19 protein-coding genes are annotated in these 17,548 nt (G+C 29.2%); 3 read left to right on the forward strand and 16 right to left on the reverse strand.

The features are described from left to right. Window positions 1-78: 78 nt before the first annotated feature. The 15 genes from AACZ53_RS08200 to truA all read right to left on the reverse strand — a co-directional run bounded on the left by AACZ53_RS08200 (window position 79) and on the right by truA (window position 15,112). Complete coding sequence (locus AACZ53_RS08200; RefSeq protein ID WP_339836922.1) at window positions 79-708, reverse strand: hypothetical protein; 630 nt, start codon at window positions 706-708, stop codon at window positions 79-81. Window positions 709-912: 204 nt separating this feature from the next. Then, window positions 913-1,362 (reverse strand): hypothetical protein, encoded by a 450-nt coding sequence (locus AACZ53_RS08205; RefSeq protein ID WP_339836925.1) that lies wholly within the window; start codon window positions 1,360-1,362, stop codon window positions 913-915. Between the two features lie 310 nt (window positions 1,363-1,672). Beyond that, on the reverse strand, window positions 1,673-2,095 hold the full coding sequence (locus AACZ53_RS08210) for a hypothetical protein (protein WP_339836928.1): 423 nt from the start codon (window positions 2,093-2,095) through the stop codon (window positions 1,673-1,675). 173 nt (window positions 2,096-2,268) lie between these two features. Further along, the gene (locus tag AACZ53_RS08215; RefSeq protein ID WP_339836931.1) at window positions 2,269-3,699 is read right to left on the reverse strand and encodes a hypothetical protein; all 1,431 of its coding nucleotides are present in this window, start codon (window positions 3,697-3,699) and stop codon (window positions 2,269-2,271) included. A gap of 196 nt (window positions 3,700-3,895) precedes the next feature. Further along, the gene (locus tag AACZ53_RS08220) at window positions 3,896-4,516 is read right to left on the reverse strand and encodes a porin family protein (RefSeq protein ID WP_339836935.1); all 621 of its coding nucleotides are present in this window, start codon (window positions 4,514-4,516) and stop codon (window positions 3,896-3,898) included. Window positions 4,517-4,552: 36 nt separating this feature from the next. After that, a complete protein-coding gene (locus AACZ53_RS08225) occupies window positions 4,553-5,023 on the reverse strand; it encodes a PEGA domain-containing protein (protein WP_339836938.1) in 471 nt (156 codons plus the stop codon). 128 nt (window positions 5,024-5,151) lie between these two features. Beyond that, window positions 5,152-5,421: a hypothetical protein gene (locus AACZ53_RS08230; RefSeq protein ID WP_339836940.1), complete on the reverse strand. Its 270-nt coding sequence runs from the start codon at window positions 5,419-5,421 to the stop codon at window positions 5,152-5,154. Between the two features lie 173 nt (window positions 5,422-5,594). After that, a complete protein-coding gene (locus AACZ53_RS08235) occupies window positions 5,595-6,143 on the reverse strand; it encodes a superoxide dismutase family protein (RefSeq protein ID WP_339836943.1) in 549 nt (182 codons plus the stop codon). 178 nt (window positions 6,144-6,321) lie between these two features. After that, window positions 6,322-7,620 (reverse strand): NAD(P)/FAD-dependent oxidoreductase, encoded by a 1,299-nt coding sequence (locus AACZ53_RS08240; protein WP_339836946.1) that lies wholly within the window; start codon window positions 7,618-7,620, stop codon window positions 6,322-6,324. Window positions 7,621-7,808: 188 nt separating this feature from the next. Then, complete coding sequence (locus AACZ53_RS08245; protein WP_339836949.1) at window positions 7,809-8,480, reverse strand: hypothetical protein; 672 nt, start codon at window positions 8,478-8,480, stop codon at window positions 7,809-7,811. 27 nt (window positions 8,481-8,507) lie between these two features. After that, window positions 8,508-9,632: a hypothetical protein gene (locus AACZ53_RS08250; protein ID WP_339836953.1), complete on the reverse strand. Its 1,125-nt coding sequence runs from the start codon at window positions 9,630-9,632 to the stop codon at window positions 8,508-8,510. A 72-nt stretch (window positions 9,633-9,704) separates the two neighbouring features. Continuing rightward, the gene (locus AACZ53_RS08255; protein ID WP_339836956.1) at window positions 9,705-10,847 is read right to left on the reverse strand and encodes a hypothetical protein; all 1,143 of its coding nucleotides are present in this window, start codon (window positions 10,845-10,847) and stop codon (window positions 9,705-9,707) included. A 102-nt stretch (window positions 10,848-10,949) separates the two neighbouring features. Further along, complete coding sequence (lpdA, locus tag AACZ53_RS08260) at window positions 10,950-12,338, reverse strand: dihydrolipoyl dehydrogenase (RefSeq protein WP_339836959.1); 1,389 nt, start codon at window positions 12,336-12,338, stop codon at window positions 10,950-10,952. Between the two features lie 210 nt (window positions 12,339-12,548). Beyond that, a complete protein-coding gene (locus AACZ53_RS08265) occupies window positions 12,549-14,303 on the reverse strand; it encodes an ABC transporter ATP-binding protein (protein WP_339836961.1) in 1,755 nt (584 codons plus the stop codon). A 65-nt stretch (window positions 14,304-14,368) separates the two neighbouring features. After that, window positions 14,369-15,112 carry a tRNA pseudouridine(38-40) synthase TruA gene (truA, locus tag AACZ53_RS08270; protein ID WP_339836964.1) on the reverse strand — a complete coding sequence of 248 codons (744 nt, stop codon included), beginning with the start codon at window positions 15,110-15,112 and terminating at the stop codon, window positions 14,369-14,371. A 119-nt stretch (window positions 15,113-15,231) separates the two neighbouring features. Between truA and AACZ53_RS08275 the strand changes: the two genes are divergently transcribed. Beyond that, on the forward strand, window positions 15,232-15,726 hold the full coding sequence (locus tag AACZ53_RS08275) for a metallophosphoesterase family protein (RefSeq protein WP_339836966.1): 495 nt from the start codon (window positions 15,232-15,234) through the stop codon (window positions 15,724-15,726). An 87-nt stretch (window positions 15,727-15,813) separates the two neighbouring features. Next, window positions 15,814-16,278, forward strand: a complete 465-nt coding sequence (locus AACZ53_RS08280; protein ID WP_339836968.1) for a hypothetical protein — start codon at window positions 15,814-15,816, stop codon at window positions 16,276-16,278. A gap of 82 nt (window positions 16,279-16,360) precedes the next feature. Here AACZ53_RS08280 and AACZ53_RS08285 read toward each other — a convergent pair whose 3' ends face one another. Beyond that, entirely contained in the window at window positions 16,361-16,771 is a 411-nt protein-coding gene (locus AACZ53_RS08285) for a DUF4293 domain-containing protein (protein ID WP_339836970.1), read from the reverse strand. A gap of 210 nt (window positions 16,772-16,981) precedes the next feature. Here AACZ53_RS08285 and AACZ53_RS08290 point away from each other — a divergent pair. Beyond that, window positions 16,982-17,548, forward strand: a 567-nt coding sequence (locus AACZ53_RS08290) for a Rho termination factor N-terminal domain-containing protein (protein WP_339836973.1), incomplete at its 3' end; no start/stop codon positions are given.

Here is a 17,548-nt window from a genome sequence, read left to right on the forward strand (position 1 = left end):
CTCGTGGAATTTTCGGAGAAAATTCCGAACACAAACCATGCCTAGAAATTGCTACAAACTGCTGTTAGCGGATAGCCGTTATTCCACTTTCTTTATTTTAATTGAATCATAACTATTCGAATTTGAACCTATCAATCCATAAACAGTTTCTCCTTTTTTAATAGTTTTCCCATTAAGATCATATTGCATTAATTCATTTTTAAAATTCTTATTTGCTGAACTTGCAGCAATCATATTACCTCCTGCTAATCCTGGACCTACTATCAGCCCAATTGGGAATGAGTTTGCTGGTTTATTTTCAGTATAATTTCCATTTGATGTAGTTGTAGTTCCTGAATAAAATTGAAGTGGAGATAAAAGTAAGTACCATAAATAAGAAGCTGGACTTTGTTTAATAGTTTTAAATAATTTCTCAGTTTCAATTAAACTAACTTCATTACCGTTTTCATAAGAAAGTTTAAAATCTCTACCCAAAACTATTTCTTTATCAGTATTATTTGTAATCTTAACTGCAATAAGCTTGATATTATTTTTAGTTTCTTTCTTTTTATATTTTTTTTCTAACAAATCGTATTTGTATTCTAACAAAATATTGTTTTCAATACTTTTTGAAGCATAATTTATTCTTTCTGGATTTATTTTTTTATACCCAGATGCACAACTATTCAAAAGCATTGCAAAAACTAAAAGCGAACTAATTTTAATCATGTTTCTCATTGTATTATTTGATTTAAGGTTTAATATTTATTCTCGTTTTTTTTTACGGTTTCCGCTAACGTTTCGCAGCTACACGAGGTTTGGGAAAAAGTACGCCTTATTTTTCGGTTAATGACTGAACTTTAAAACACAAAACCAAGTTTCAGTTTATGACTAAAACCCAAATCTTGTGTAACTGCTGTTGTAGGCAGTTTTTTATTGCAATATATTATTATACCATCGAAGTTCTTCTGGCATATTTGTCACAATTTCAATTTTATTAGATGTTATAGTTGGTTTCACTTTTATAAATATGGTTTCTTTGGTAATTTCTACTATATGAGTACTTTCAAAATTTCCAACATCTTTATGTTGAAGTATAAAATTATAAGTTCCTGGCAATAAATATAAAACCGCATATTCATTTGCATTAAGTTGTCCAAGTGCGTTACCATTTATCCATATATTTAGGCGCGACGTATCGTCTATTTTATGGTTCATTCCACTTCCATTGAATATTAAAACCTTTCCATTACCAACTTCATTGGCCGAAATACCACTTGAGGAAGTTCTAATTAGTTTGTATTCTGATTTAATAGATTTTAAAGGGCTGCAACTAGTTAAAATTGATGTAACAAGAATTAAGTAAATTGCTATGTTTTTCATTGGTTTATGTTTCGGTTAGTTTAAATTGTTTAATATGTAATTAAAATATCTATTAATTATATTTGCGTGTAAATTTTTATAAGTTTTTCTCTTCGGTTATTGAATTCTCACGATTTTCACTAAAATTGCCTACAACTTGTATATATACGAAAGGCTTATTTTTAATTAGTTGTAAATATATAAAAAGAAAAAGTAAGATTTTTATGGTTTTTCGTAATTGTACGAATTAATTTATAAAAAAAAATCCTCAACGTTTTTGTTGGGGATTTTTTGGGTTTGTTGCATATGGTAATTGCTATAAACTACTGTTTTACATTGTTTTTATATAGATTTCCTCGAAAATTGGATCTTCAACAATCTTAATCAATTTTTCGTTTAGTACTGAGATTGCGTTTAACTTATTCTTGATTTGGCTAAAACTTACACCTTTGTTTTTTATTAGATTGAATAAAGAAGAAATGAAGTCACCTGTAACCACACTAAGCAAGCTTTTCTCTTTTTTTTGATTTGAAATATATTTTTCCAGTTCGTTTAAAGTAATAGTTGGGTATTCATTTATCAGCGTTTGTATAAAATCAGATTTTCTCTCTTGACCTAACTCAGTCAACATTTTTACATTTCTATTATGAATTTCTAAAAACTCATTTGGTGAATTAACTAAATGAATGTTCTTAGGAAAGTTGCAAATTGCATTCAAGGATTTTATTAAAATATTTTTATCTGATTCGTTCATGTTTTTTAAATTAATGTACAATTTGTACAAGCATGCAAATTCTATTTATTAGCACTTACAATTATTTACAGTTGTTTGTAAATATATAAAAAAGAAAAGTAGTTCTTTAGGTTTCCTTTAATTGTTAATAATAGTGTAAAAAAAAACAATGTTGTTTATTGGGCTTTAGTACTTTAATTTAAAGGAATCTTAATTGCTGAAATGAAATAATCTGGATTATCGGTTCCAAATGCCATAAAGATATACAGCGTTTGGTTTTTTATAAAGGGTGAGGCAAATGCTCCTAGATGATCCTTAGCCCAATCGAAAATAGGGTATTTGGTATGTAATTGCACGGGATTTATTAATAATGGACTTCTGCTGTCGTGATTCCAATTATTGCCATTCCAATTCATTAAGCCATATTCTCTGTTGTTTGAGGTTAAATAACTGGAATATATTTCTTCGCTGCCGAGTAGTATGTGTAATTTTGAATTGAATTGAATGTAGGTTGCATCATCTGCTTTACCTCTTAAATAGCCACTGCTGTTAGATCCTTTGTGTATTATGTTTGATGATATAATGCTGTTGTTAAAATCTAAAGCACTAAATAAATCGGTAGCAATTACTTCATGAATTTCTCTGTTGATTGCATTGTAGTTTCTTTTGTGAAAAAGTATTCTGTATTTGTTTTCGAATTTTGTTAGAGCTAGAGGGAAGCTATTTTGATTTTCTCCATTCCAACCAGGTATCATAATTTGCTTTGGTTCTTGTATGATATTGAGGTCTTCATCAATTATCATGTAGGCAGATGTGTAACTATTGTTGGGTTGTTGAACCCCTAATAAAACTAGATAATTTCCGTTTTCTAGTTTGTATGGATTATCTGTTGAAAAAACGTTTCCGTTAGTTTTTGCAAACGGTATCATATCGGTACTTAGAATTTTTTGGTTGTGAAACGTCCAATCTTCTAAATTGTTACTTGTTGCAAAATAGATGCTTCTTTTGTCATGAAAACCAAAAACTACTGGTGTTAAAAGCACATAAGTTCCGTCTGTTTTTTCAATAATTCCACCAGGTTGAATGTAATTAAAAATGCCTTCGGAAACACTGGTAGGGTAGGGATCAAACAAGGGACGATTGTTTATGATACTGTAATTTATAAAAGGGTTAAAAAATTCAATGTTGGCCCCTATATTTTTATTTAAACTTCCGAAGTATGTATTTCCTAAAGTAATCCATCCGGTTACTAAATCTATGCTTTCAATTTCAACTACCTTTGAAGCTTCGTTGCCTTGAGTTATAAACCAATTTTGACCGTTGCTACCTTGAAGTGTTAAATTATCTAGATTAGAATAGTCTGTTTTAATTCTATTACTGGTTGGGTCGTATGCTGTTATCTTTATAGGATTAATCCTCTCAATGTTGTTAGAATTATCTGAAATTAAGGCATTAGAAAAAAAAGTATTTAGACTTCCTGCTGGGAAAATTTCTTCAGAACCAATTTCAGGCTCTATTTCAGGTACAGTTTCTATTTCTAGTTGATTATTATCCGTATTTATTAAGTCATCATTTCCACAAGAAGTTATGAATAAAAAGGTAAAGAGTACTATTATTTTTTTCATTTATTAATTTGAAAGCAGGCTTTTAGCCTTTTGCTATTTAATTATGGCTTTGATTTTTATTAAAAGGATTTAGCATCTTTATAATTATTTGTAAATATATAAAAAGAAGGAGATAGATTTTTAGGGTTTATTGGAAATAGTGCAAAAAAAATCCCCAACGTTTATTGTTGAGGATTCTTTGTGTTTTTTGAGTCAATTATAAACTGAATAGTACTCCAAGATTAAAACTACTTCTACCATTTCTAATAGCTTCTCCAGCATTTTCTTCAAAAATATCTGAAAATCCAGATTGTCCATCATATTCAATAAATAACTTAATGTTGTCGGCTATTTCAATTTTATGTCCAATTCCAAAAGCTGCTCCAAAGTCAGTACTTTTAAAGCCTTCTTTTAAGTCTAAACCTAATGCTGAATCTTCTGCACTCATTAAAAATCCAACATAGGGACCAAAGTTTAAATACCAATTTCTGTTAGATCCAAAATGCCAATTAGCCATTACAGGAACAGTCAGGTAGTTTAGTTTAAAATCTGTTGTTGTAACTATGTTATTTTCATCTAAAATATAACCATCTGCCCAACCTTTATTGTCATAGATTAATTTTGCTTTTACACCCCATCTGTCCGAAAAATAATATTCACCAGAAGCACCAGCATTAAAAGAAATCTTAGAAGTTGCATTGCTTTGTCCATTTATTGTTGACACATTTGCAAAATTCACACCCAAACCAAGTCCTAATTCAAAATCGCCACCTTCTTGAGCATTAGCCGTTAAAAGTCCAAAAACTGCAATGACAGCAGTAAGTAATTGTTTTTTCATAAAGTTACTTTTTAATTAATTGTTTAATATTTGTATTTAGTTATTTACTTTTTCAAGTTGTCCAATTTTTTTCCAATTTGGGTCAATTTTAAGTGTGACTGCAACATAAACATCGCCTTTTTTGTAGTTAAAAGCTGTTCCAAGTTCCATTTGTGCATTAACTTCTTTTGGTGTTAAATTATACATAGCACCTGTAATTGGGTCAATTATTATTCCTATTAAACCACCAATTAAAATATTTCCAATAAACCAACCGTTAAATTTTTTGGTTAATGTAGTGTAATAAGTTTGATAACCGTCTAGTTTTATCATTACTTCATGCTCACTTATTCTTGCAAGTTTCATTTCAAATGGAGTTTTTCCAACTTCAACTTCGTCAATGAAAACGGTTGCATAGGTTGGATTACTGGCAAATTTCACATTTTGTTTTGAACCCGACATTACTGTTGCACAACTTGATGCAAGAAACGATAAAGCTAATGAGCAACAGATAATATTTTTTTTCATATTTTATAATTTAGATTATTTAATTTGTAATTGATATTGAGGTAATTCAGTTACGTCTCCTGAAAAATAATAAAATTCAACCGTAATGCGATAGCAAGTGCTCCATAAATCTGGTCTTGACTTTTTTATTACTTTAACAATATTAGCCCATTTGCTCTAGCTAGCTTTCTTGCACTAATTAAATTTGTATTGAAATCACAATCGGTAGAAAAGCCACTGTCTCCAAATCTAGCACTTCCTATTTTTTCTGAATTTTCAGGAACAGGGTTTTTTAAATCAAGAAAAGCTACTTTGTCTTCAATGGTTAGAGGTTTTAATTGCTCATTAAAGTTAGATTTAACATGTGATCCACAACTAATAATTAAAAATGTAATAGCTATTAAAAAAAAAATTCTCATATTTTTTGTTTTAAATAAAATTTAAACTAAAGTAATTTTCCGTAAATATATAAAAAGAAATGTAAGATTTTTACGGTTTCCCGTAATTGTAATAAATTGGGCAAAAAAAATCCCCAACATTTAATGTTGAGGACTCTTTTAATATACGGGTGAGTCTGTATGTTTTAAATTTACTATTGTTCTAGTACAATTTCTCCACATCCTATACGATTTCCTGCATTTCCACTTGGTTGTGATTTCATATCGTCTAAATCTTTGTGGACAACGATTGATTTTCCGACTATGTTTTTGTTTTCATCTTCGCAACTGATACACCATAAATCGGTTTCTTTGGTGATAGTTGCAATTCCGTTTTCATCAGCGACTAAGTTTCCTATGTCTCCTTTATGAAACGCTTTATGTTCCCAAGCTCCATGGTCTTCTTTGGTTGGATTCCAATGTCCACCTGCTGATGAACCGTCATCTGCACTACAATCTCCGTTTTCGTGAATATGAATAGCATGTTCTCCAGGTGTTAATCCTGTAAAATTAGCTTTCATGAATACTTTTCCTTCCTTTTCGGTGAATGTAACCGTACCTTTAACAGCACTATTACTTTTGGCAGAAATTAGAGCAGTTGCTGTTATAGCTTTTTCTACGACTCCTATTTTTTCTTCGCTATCCGTTTCATTTTCTTTTACTGTTTCTTTACATCCTACAAGGGTAACACAAAGTAGTGTCATAATAAAATAATTTTTCATAATTTGTTTTAATAGGTTATTATTATTTTATCGCTAATTTACTGCTTTAAAAGGTGTTGTGTGTTACAATATATCCATGTTGAAACTATTATTTATATTTAAATCTTATAAATAGTTAAACCCAAATAACTAAATTATTACTTTTTTTTAAGTTGAGAAATTACGAAATTTCTTTGTTTATTTCATCTTCATCAAGTTTTGTTTTTTCGTTGGGCTTGATGATCATTCTAAAGTATTGGTCTTTATAGATATAATAGCCTATCCAATTTACAAATGTGCGTAGTCTATTTTTGAAGTTTACTAATCCCATGATGTGTACAAATAACCAAATTAACCATGCTAGAAATCCTTTTATAAAGTACTTTTCTTTAGGTAAATCGAAAACAGCTTTGTTTCTTCCAATAATGGCTAAAGAACCTTTGTTAGTATATTTAAAAGGTTTCCAATTCTTATAATCTTTATCTAAATTACTAGCTAAGTTGTCGGCTTGCTGAATGGCTGGTTGAGCTAGTTGTGGATGACCGTCAGGATAATTTGTGTCACCTGAAAGTATAGCACAATCTCCTAAAGCATAAATATTTTCATAACCTTCTACTAAGTTAAAAGGGTTTGTTTTTAATCTTTTTCCTCTACCATAACTTGATTGCTCAAAACCTTCAAACGTTTTGGCTGACACACCAGCTGCCCAAATTAAGTTTCTAGATTCTATTTTACTACCATCAGAAAGTTCAACTACGTCTTCATTGAAATCTTTTACTAAACAATTCAGTTTAATTTCTACACCTAATTCTTTTAATTTTTTATGAGTGTACTCTTGTGATTTTTTTGACATTACGTTTAAGACTGTTGGCATTCCGTCAACTAAGTAGATTTTTAGGATGTCTTTATCAGCTAGTTCTGGGTAGTCTTTTTTTATGATGGAAGTATTCATTTCTGCTAGAACACCTGAAAGTTCTACACCGGTTGGTCCAGCACCAGCTATGACAAAAGTTAGCATTTTTTGTCTTTCAGCTTCGCTTGTAAGTCTAGTAGCACGATCTAAGCGAGTTAGAATTGTGTTTCTTAAGGTAAGTGCATCACTTATGGTTTTCATGGGCAAACTGTAAGCTTCAATATTTTTGTTGCCAAAATAGTTGCTTTCTGTTCCTGTTGCCATGACTAATATGTCATAGTTTAACTTACCATTGCTTAGTATGATTTTGTTTTCTGAGGGAATCACTTTTTCGAGACTTCCTAATCGAAATCTTGCATTTTTGCTGTGTCTAAGTATTTTTCTAAAGGGATAACTTATGGCGGAAGGTTCCATTAGTCCGGTTGAAACCTGATAAATTAAAGGAGGAAAGAAGTTATAGTTGTTGGCATCGACTAATATGGTGTTGTATTTTTCGGAGTTTCCTAGCTTTCTTACTAACTCTAAGCCTGCAAATCCACCACCGACGATTACTATAGTCTTTTTCATTGTATATTAATTATACAGTAAAGTTACATTTTTTTGAGATAGTATTGTTTTTGAAAGTCTTAAGATTTTGTTAGAGTTTTTAATTAAATGGTTATGTTTATTAAAAAATGAAATCTGAATTAATTACTTTATTTTCAAAATCATAAATGCTATATTTTTTTCTTAAAGGCTACGTTTCAAGATTTTTTTTAAATTTTCACTCTATTATTTAAAGAGATTAATAGTTCTCCTGTAACGTCATAACGATAATTCTTGGGAGGTTTATCTTTTTCGTAATCGTAATTTATGGTTGCAATTTGTAGTGTCTCGTTGTTTTCGAAATGTAGAATAACTTCAACAATTTTAGATACTTTTTCTAATTTCATTGTGTAATCAATAACTTCATTGAAATCTAAAGTTTTAAATTTTACCTCAACTACTTTTTTTCCAATTAGGTTGGACAGTTTTTTAGTTTCTTCAATATTTATTTCTTCTTCATTTTCATTATCGTATAGTTCTGTGAATGGAGTAGCTTGAAACATATTATATTCATGTTCAGATGAAAAACCGATTGAGAAGAAGCCTTTATTGAATTTAAATTCAATGCCTTCAAAAATGAATAAATTTTCACTTTCTTCATGATAATAGAAATCATTTACTTGAAATATTTTTAAATCCATCAATTTACCTGATAAAAAAATGGATTCAAATTCTTTGAGTAAGTCTTGATTTATTTGAGGTACATTAAATTCTAAATGAATTTCTTCATCTAATCGTTTTTTAATTTCTTCTTTGTATATTTTATCTTCTTTATAAGCACTTTTAAAAAAAAGGACAAAAATTACTATAGATATAGCAATTACTATTTGATATGTTTCCATTTTTAAATTTTGATACTAATTTAAGTATTAATAATATTCTATTTCTCTTGTTCTTTTAGACTTCTCTTTTCCGTCAACAATCTTAATAATTTCTATCCAATTAAAATTGTTATCGAATTTGTATTTAAAATCAATTTTTTGAATATTAGTTTTGCCTTTGTCTTTTGAAATATATTGAAGTGAAATGATTTGATTTTTTTTATATGTATACTTTTTAATTCTAACTGAATCTGAAATAGTATCGCTACAACAATGATATTCTATTATTCGATTTTTCTTATCATAAACATAAATAAAAGATGAAGAATTTCCTGATTCGTAAATTGTTTTTACTGTTGTTTTATAGTCTTCATAGTTGTATAAAACTTGATGCAGTAAAATTGGTTTTTCATAATTATTTTTTGCTGAATAATCATAGTCTAATCTTTTTAAGAGTCTGTTTTTATCGTCATTTTCATAAATCGAACTTTTAAATACATTAGGAATAGTATCTTGAACTCCATATGACCAATTTCCATTTTCATTTTTTTTCCAAGTTTCTGGATTTTTTAATGTAGTATATTTTAATTTTCCGTTTTGATTATAATCATTAATAAATTCTGTAATGTTTCCGTATTCATCAATTAGTTTTATTCTTATGACTTTGTTGTCTTTATACTGTTTTATTGTATGATTAAAATAATTTGACTCTAAATTTAAAGAAATAATGTTTTCATTTGTGTAATTATCAAAATCTTCATAATAATGTTTATCATATGACACATAGTTACTTGAAGAGTCTATTTCTTTTATTACCCTATTTTTTTTATCATATTGATAAGATGTAGATTTATAAAAATCATCTTTTTTCACATACCAAATATGCTTTACTATTTTGCCATTTTCATTGTAGAATTGCTCATAATTTTCGTATCCACTTTGACTTCCTGAAAATGAACTATCATAAATAGTTAGGTTTAAACTATTTGGAATTAAAATCATTGAGTCACTATACTCATCTATTTCTATCTGTCTTGGATTATCTTTATTACTAATATCAAAAACTTTCTCACGAACACGTTTAATGTTTCCATATATTGAATCTATATTTGAAACTTGTGATTTGACAGAAGATGTAATAATAAGTAAAACTAATAAAAAAGAAAATCTCATAATTGTTTTTTGGAATAGTAATATAAAAAAAAATCCCCAACAATTTTTGAGAATTTTACTATAATTTAAGTTTTAATAATATTCAATTTCTCTAATCCATTTATATAAATCTATACCATCTACATTTTTGACTATTTCAATCCAATTATTTTTATTATCGTATTTGTATGAAAAAGTTGATGTGCTTTTTTTCATTCCGTTAACTTCAAATGATTTATCATAAGATTCATCTATATATTCTAATGATATGATTTTATTATTTCTGTATTTATATTTTTCAATTATTTTAGGATTAGAATTTGTTTCATTACAAACATTATATTCAATCAGTCTATTTTGTTTGTCATATTTATAATTAAAAAAGATTGATGTTCCACCATTCTCACTTTTTCTTTCAAAACTAATTAAATTATCATTTTTATAAGTATTAATTTCTTGATAGATCAATTTTGGTTTTTCATAGTTATCCTCTTTTGAGAATGCATAATATAAAGTATTAATCAAACGATTTTTGAGGTCATAAACATAGGATTGATCTTTAAGTATGGAGCCAATTGAATCATGCACTCCATAACTCCAAGAATTTTCACCATGTCTTTTATTATAAGAAGGATTTTTATGTATCCTTGATGATTGTTTTCCAAATGAATTATAATTATAAATATACTCTTCAATGTTTCCATTGTCGTCAATGTTTTTTGATCTAGTTAATTTATTGTCTTTATAAAAATAAATTAAATGTTTAAAGTGATTATTATTTAAACTTTGAGAAATTATATTTTCAATTGTGAAGTTTTCATAATCTTGGTAATATGAATTTTTTGTGTACAATGAAAAACTCGTAGAATCAATTTCCATAGTTACTCTGTTTTTAGCATCATATTTATATTTATATGAATTCATAAACTCATTTTGTTTATCATACCATATATCTTTTATAACATTTCTTTTTTCATCAAAATGACGTTCATAATTAATATAATAACAAAAATCAGATGAGAACCAAGTTTTATAGAATCTTGAGGTTGTAGCTGTTGGTCCCATAAAGCCTGAATGTCCATAATCATCATAATATAGTATTTGTGGATTTTCAACTTTTGTAAGGAAAACAACTTTTTCACGTATTTTCTTTATATTTCCATAGATAGTATCTTTCAGTATTTCTTTAGGAATTTCCTGTGAATTACTAATTGATGGAATAATTAATAGAAACAAAATGAAGTTGTAAAATTTTATAGTAGTATTTTGGTACAGCAATATAAAAAAAATCCTCAACAAAACTGTCAAGGATTTCTATATTTCTGAATTCTAAATTTCTTATAAGTGAATCACTTCTCCGTAAGCATCAGCCACAGCTTCCATAACTGCTTCACTCATGGTTGGGTGAGGGTGAACTGCTTTCAAGATTTCGTGTCCTGTTGTTTCTAGTTTACGCGCTACAACTGCTTCTGCAATCATGTCTGTTACACCAGCACCTATCATATGACAACCTAACCATTCACCGTATTTTGCATCAAAAATTACTTTTACAAAACCATCTGGAGTTCCAGAAGCTTTTGCTTTTCCAGATGCTGTAAATGGAAATTTACCAATTTTTAATTCGTATCCTTTTTCTTTAGCTTGTTTTTCAGTTAAACCTACAGAAGCAATTTCTGGAGTTGCATAAGTACAACCTGGAATGTTTCCATAATCTAATGGATCAACGTGTAAACCAGCTAATTTTTCTACTAATAAAATTCCTTCAGCAGAGGCAACGTGTGCTAAAGCTTGACCTGGAGTTACATCACCAATTGCAAAGTAACCTGGGATATTTGTTTGGTAGAAATCGTTTACTAAGATTTTATCTTTGTCAGTTGCGATTCCAACTTCTTCTAATCCGATGTTTTCAATATTTGTTTTGATTCCAACAGCAGAAAGTAAAATATCAGCTTCTAAAACTTCTTCTCCTTTAGCTGTTTTAACGTATGCTTTAACTCCTTTTCCAGAAGTATCAATTCGTTCCACAGAAGAACTTGTCATGATTTTCACACCAGCTTTCTTCATAGAACGTTCCATTTGTTTTGAAATATCCTCATCTTCAACCGGAACGATATTTGGCATGAATTCTACAACAGTTACATCTGTACCCATTGCATTATAGAAATGAGCAAACTCAACACCAATTGCACCTGAACCTACAACAATCATAGATTTTGGTTGTTCTGGTAAAGTCATTGCTTGTCTATATCCAATTACTTTTTTACCATCTTGAGGCAAGTTAGGCAATTCACGAGAACGTGCACCTGTTGCGATTACGATATTGTCAGCACTATATTCAGTAGTTTTTCCGTCTTTATCTGTTACATCTACTTTTTTTCCAGCTTTTAGCTTTCCAAAACCGTCTATAACATCAATTTTGTTTTTCTTCATCAAGAATTGAACACCTTTGCTCATCCCATCTGCTACATCTCTAGAGCGTTTTACAACAGCACTAAAGTCTTTGTCAAAAGATTCAACTATTAAACCATAGTCAGATGCATGTTTTAAATAATCAAATACTTGAGCCGATTTTAATAAAGCTTTAGTTGGAATACATCCCCAGTTAAGGCAAATTCCACCTAAATTTTCTTTTTCAATAATGGCAACTTTAAAGCCTAATTGTGAAGCTCTAATGGCAGTTACATATCCACCAGGACCACTACCTAAAACTATAATATCGTATTTCATTTTTTTAGTATTTATTTATTATTTGTAAAAAATGCAGTCGCAAAAGCTCGTGTCATAATGTGTTATTTTCTTGTTTGTAATAATGCTTGCGAAATTATGGAAATTATTTGTATCGTAAAAGTTTATGAGTTTAAATTGTTTAGAAGTTTATGAGTTTAGTATTTATACATAGTTCAACTGAACTCTAAAAACTTATCACTGACCATTAAATCAAGCTACTTTTGTATCAAATTGTGCTTCATACAAATTCTTATAGAAACCAGATTCTTGCGCTAATAATTCGCTATGAGTTCCTTGTTCTACTATTTTTCCTTTATCCATAACTATAATTTTATCAGCATTTATGATTGTGGCTAATCGGTGAGCAATTACTATAGATGTTCTTCCTTTAGTGATTTTTTCTGTTGCTGTTTGAATTAATTCTTCTGAATAAGTATCAATTGATGATGTTGCTTCATCTAAAATTAGAATACTTGGTTTACTCACATAAGCTCTTAAAAACGCAATTAATTGTCTTTGTCCAGATGATAACATCACACCGCGTTCTTTTACGTCATAATCATAACCATTTGGTAAACTCATGATGAAATCGTGTACGCCAATTTGTTTGGCACACGTGATTACGTATTCGCGCGTAATTTCTGGATTATATAATGTAATGTTGTTGTAAACTGTATCAGCAAATAAAAACACATCTTGTAAGACAACAGCAATTTGTTTTCTTAAACTTTCTAAAGTAAAGTCTTTAATGTCAATGTTGTCAATCTTGATTTTGCCTGAATCAATTTCGTAAAAACGATTTAGTAAATTTATGATAGTTGTTTTTCCAGCACCAGTACTTCCTACAATGGCAATGGTTTCCCCTGAATTGATTTCTAGGTTAACACCTTTTAGTACTTCTTCATTTTCTATATAACTAAAACGAACATTTTCTAAGTCAACTTTTCCAGCAAAGCTTGTCGCAACTTTTGTACCGATATTTTGAATTTGACTGTCTGTCTCTAAGATTTCGAATACTCTTTCTGCAGCAATTATTCCCATCTGCATGACGTTAAATTTATCTGCAATTTGACGCAATGGATTGAATAGCATAGTTATGAACATGGTGTAAGCAAAAAAGTCTCCAAAGGTTGTGGTGTCACTTCCGTTAAGAATGTTTATTCCACCATACCAAATTATGGCACCTAAAGTTAAAGATGAGACTATATCGGCAATAGGGAAGAAGATAGAGTTGTATAAAATATTCTTTTGCCAAGCATTGTTGTGTTTTTCATTAATGGCTTTGAATTTATCAAATTCTATGTCTTCTCGGTTGAATAATTGTAAGATTTTCATTCCAGTTAATCGTTCCTGTACAAAAGTATTTAGGTTAGAAACTTGTGTACGTACTTCATTAAAAGCTACACGCATTTTCTTTTGAAAAATATTAGTTGCCACAATCAAAATAGGCATGGCAAGAAGAACGATTAGGGTAAGTTTCCAATTCATGTAAAGCATTATTCCTAGAATAACAACCATTTTTAGCATATCACTAACAATCATGAATAAACCTTGACTGAAAATACTCGCAATGGATTCAATATCAGAAACAGAACGCGTTACTAATTTTCCAACAGGTTCATTATCGAAGTACTTCATTTTGAATGAAGCAATATGTTTGAATAACTTATTTCGAATGTCTTTGATGATATCTTGTCCCAACCAATTTGCCCAATACGTAAAGAAAAATTGAGAAATAACTTCAACTATTAAAACAATACCCATTAAGACTATATAAAATAATAAGCCATTAACATCTTTAGGTTCTAAGTAATTATCAACAGTTTGTTTTAATAAATAAGGACGTGTAGCTGCAAAAAGAGCTAAAACAATAGCCCAAACAATTACCCAAATAAACCTTGATTTATATGGCTTTGCATAAGCTAGTACTTTTTTTAATGATTTGGTTTGTATCTTGTTTTTCATTTTATGATGAACTTGTTTCAGTATCTTTATTATCCGTTGGTTGTAACCAACGGCAATTTATAATTTTATTTATTTTCTAAAAAGGGATAATCTACTTTTACTAAAAATAATCCGTGTGCAGGAACAGAAAATCCAGCTTTTGAACGGTTTTTACTTTCTATAATTTCTTTAAATTCTTCTAAACTTGTTTTTCCAGAACCAATATTAATCATGGTTCCTACAATTGCTCTTACCATATTGCGTAAAAACCTATTAGCTTTTATGGTAAAGATTAGTTGGTTTCCGTTTTGTTTCCAATTGGCTTCAGTAATGGTGCAATTGAATGTAAATACTTCGGTATGTACTTTTGAAAAACACTCAAAATCATTATATTTAAATAATAATTGACAAGCTTTGTTCATTAAATCAACATCTAATTGCTGAAAACAATACCAACTTATATCTTCTAAAAAAGCATTTTTAAAAGTATGAATGTAATATTCATAAGTCCTTGCAGAAGCTTCAAAACGAGCATGAATATCTTCTTTGACTTCAAAAATATTATAAATTACAATATCTTTTGGCAAATAAGAGTTAAGTTTTGGTAACCAATAGGTTGTGTCTAATATATTTTCAATATCAAAATGAGCAAACATTTGCTTGGCATGAACACCAGAATCAGTTCTTCCGGCACCAACGACTTCGATAGATTTATCGATTAACAACTGCAAAGCTTTTGTCAATGTTTCTTGAACGGATGAAGCGTTGGTTTGTGTTTGAAAACCGTGATAATTTTTTCCGTTGTATGCGAATTCTATAAAGTATCTCATTTTTGAGGCTAAAAGTTTATGTGTTTAAGCATTTAAAAGTTTTTACACATAATGGGCAAATTTACAAAATTCAGCAGCAATGACAATTTGAATTTCAATAATTAATCTATTTTTGTGATATGATTAAGATATTATTGCTTTCCGATACACACAGTTACATTGATGATACCATTTTGAAATACGTTAATCAAGCCGATGAAGTTTGGCATGCAGGTGATATTGGGAACTTAGCTGTAACTGATACCATTAAGAAATTAAAACCTTTACGAGCTGTTTATGGAAACATAGATGATGATAAAGCACGAATGGAATTTCCGTTAAACAATCGTTTTATGTGTGAAGGAGTTGATGTATTAATAACACATATTGGTGGTTATCCAGGAAAATACAATCAAGCTATTCGGGAAGAACTTTATAAAAATCCACCGAAACTTTTTATTTGTGGACATTCTCATATATTAAAGGTTATGTTTGACAAGAAGCTAAATTTATTACATATGAATCCTGGTGCGGCTGGAGTTTCTGGTTTTCATCAAGTTCGAACTATGTTGCGATTTGTTATTGATGAAGATAAAATTAAGGATTTGGAGGTTGTTGAGATAGGGAAGAAGTAGAATTAATTCTTTAAAGTTTTATTAAAGTTCTTGTTTTTTTTGTTCATTATTAGTATGTTAAAAAATATAATTTCAAAAATTTTTATGATGAAAAAAGCACTAACAATTCTAATTTTATGTTTAACATTTTTAACAAATGCTCAAGAAAAAATAAAATTGCCAGTAATAGTAGAATCCAATTTCAAAAACGAATTTAAAGATATTAAAGAGGTCAATTGGTCAATATTCTATAGAGGAAAAAACAATGATGATCTTAGATTTGAAGCTGAGTTTTTAAAAGGTAATTCAAGACTTTTAGTTAGTTATAGTGATGATGGTAATATAAAAGCTATTCAAAAAAGTATTGCCATAACTTCATTGAAAGATAAAATAAAAAAATATTTAGTAGATTACTATTCCAGTTATCAAATTAATGAAGCTTCATTAATTGTTAAACAGTTTGAAAAAACTTATTATGATGTTGGAGTTTCTGATGCAACTAATTATTTTATTTTAGTTTTTGATGGTGAAGGAAATTATTTATACCTAACAGCACTTTCTAATAGACTTTAATTTTTTAAAAAAATATAACCACAAAAAAACCCGAAACTTTCGAATCGGGTTTTCTTCGCACTAATAAACTAAGATGATAGGTTTATCGTAGTCGATCTACAGATTTTACGAGATCTTCGTCCTTCTTAATAGCCTTGTTAGCCAAAACTAGTAACACGATAGAAACCAAAGGAACAAACATCGCAATACCTTTCTCAGAAACCGAAGCTTCTCCAGATAAATTTAGCGTTCGATACACAAATAATCCTATTAAAATAAAGTTCAATATGATATTCAACCTGTTTAAAACAAATTGATTTTGTCTCTTTTTAAATAACAATATGCTAATTAAAGCCATTGTTGCAATTAATCCAAACCCTACAATATATATAATATCACTTGTAAAATAAACAGGCATTTGTTTTGCATCTTTCCACAAAGGGAGAAACATTGGCACTAAAGCCGATAACAAGGCACACACAAATAAATATAAAGATTGTATTCTCTGAATCATTTCTAAATCATTATTACGCCAAAATTAAGTTTTCTTTTTTTAAAAAACTATTGTTTTATTGTAAAAATGTCGTATTATTGCATAAGATATTCGTAATCACTTCATTTACGAATCGTTACAAATCTTTACTTAGAAAGAAATCATATTATACATTCTGTATCAACTTAACATTACGAAACCTTCATGTTTGACATTGAAAAATTAAATGAGATGAAACTCTCAGATTTGCATGAAATTGCAAAAGCGGCCAAGCTAAAAAAAGTTAGTGCCTTAAAAAAAGATGAATTAATCTATCAAATATTAGATCATCAAGCTTTAAACCCAATTCCTGTAGATATTGTAAAAACCGAAGCTACAATCGAAAAAAGAGCTAAAGTTACAACACCAAAAGCAAAAAAACCTGTAGTATCCAAAACTACAAAACCAGTTGTTGAAACAACGACAAAAGCAATAACAACTGAAGAAAAACCAGTTGAAAAAGGGCCAATAGCTAAACCTGTTGCAAAACCAAAATTCACCAAAGAGACTAAGATAGCTGCGACACAAGAAGCTATTAATTTTGAAGAAAATTCAAAACCTGAAAAAAAAGCTCCACAATTAACGGAAGAGCAAAGAAAGGCTATCATTGAGAAAGCCAATCAAAACAATCCAAATCACCCAAGTTACATTGGACCCAAAGTAGCTAGCAGTGAAACACCTATTAAAAAAGAAATTAAAAGTGCACCCCATAAAAAAAATAATTACAGAGAACCAGATTATGAGTTTGATGGAATTATA

It is taken from the genome of uncultured Flavobacterium sp. (assembly GCF_963975005.1).
In the GTDB taxonomy this organism is placed as follows: domain Bacteria; phylum Bacteroidota; class Bacteroidia; order Flavobacteriales; family Flavobacteriaceae; genus Flavobacterium.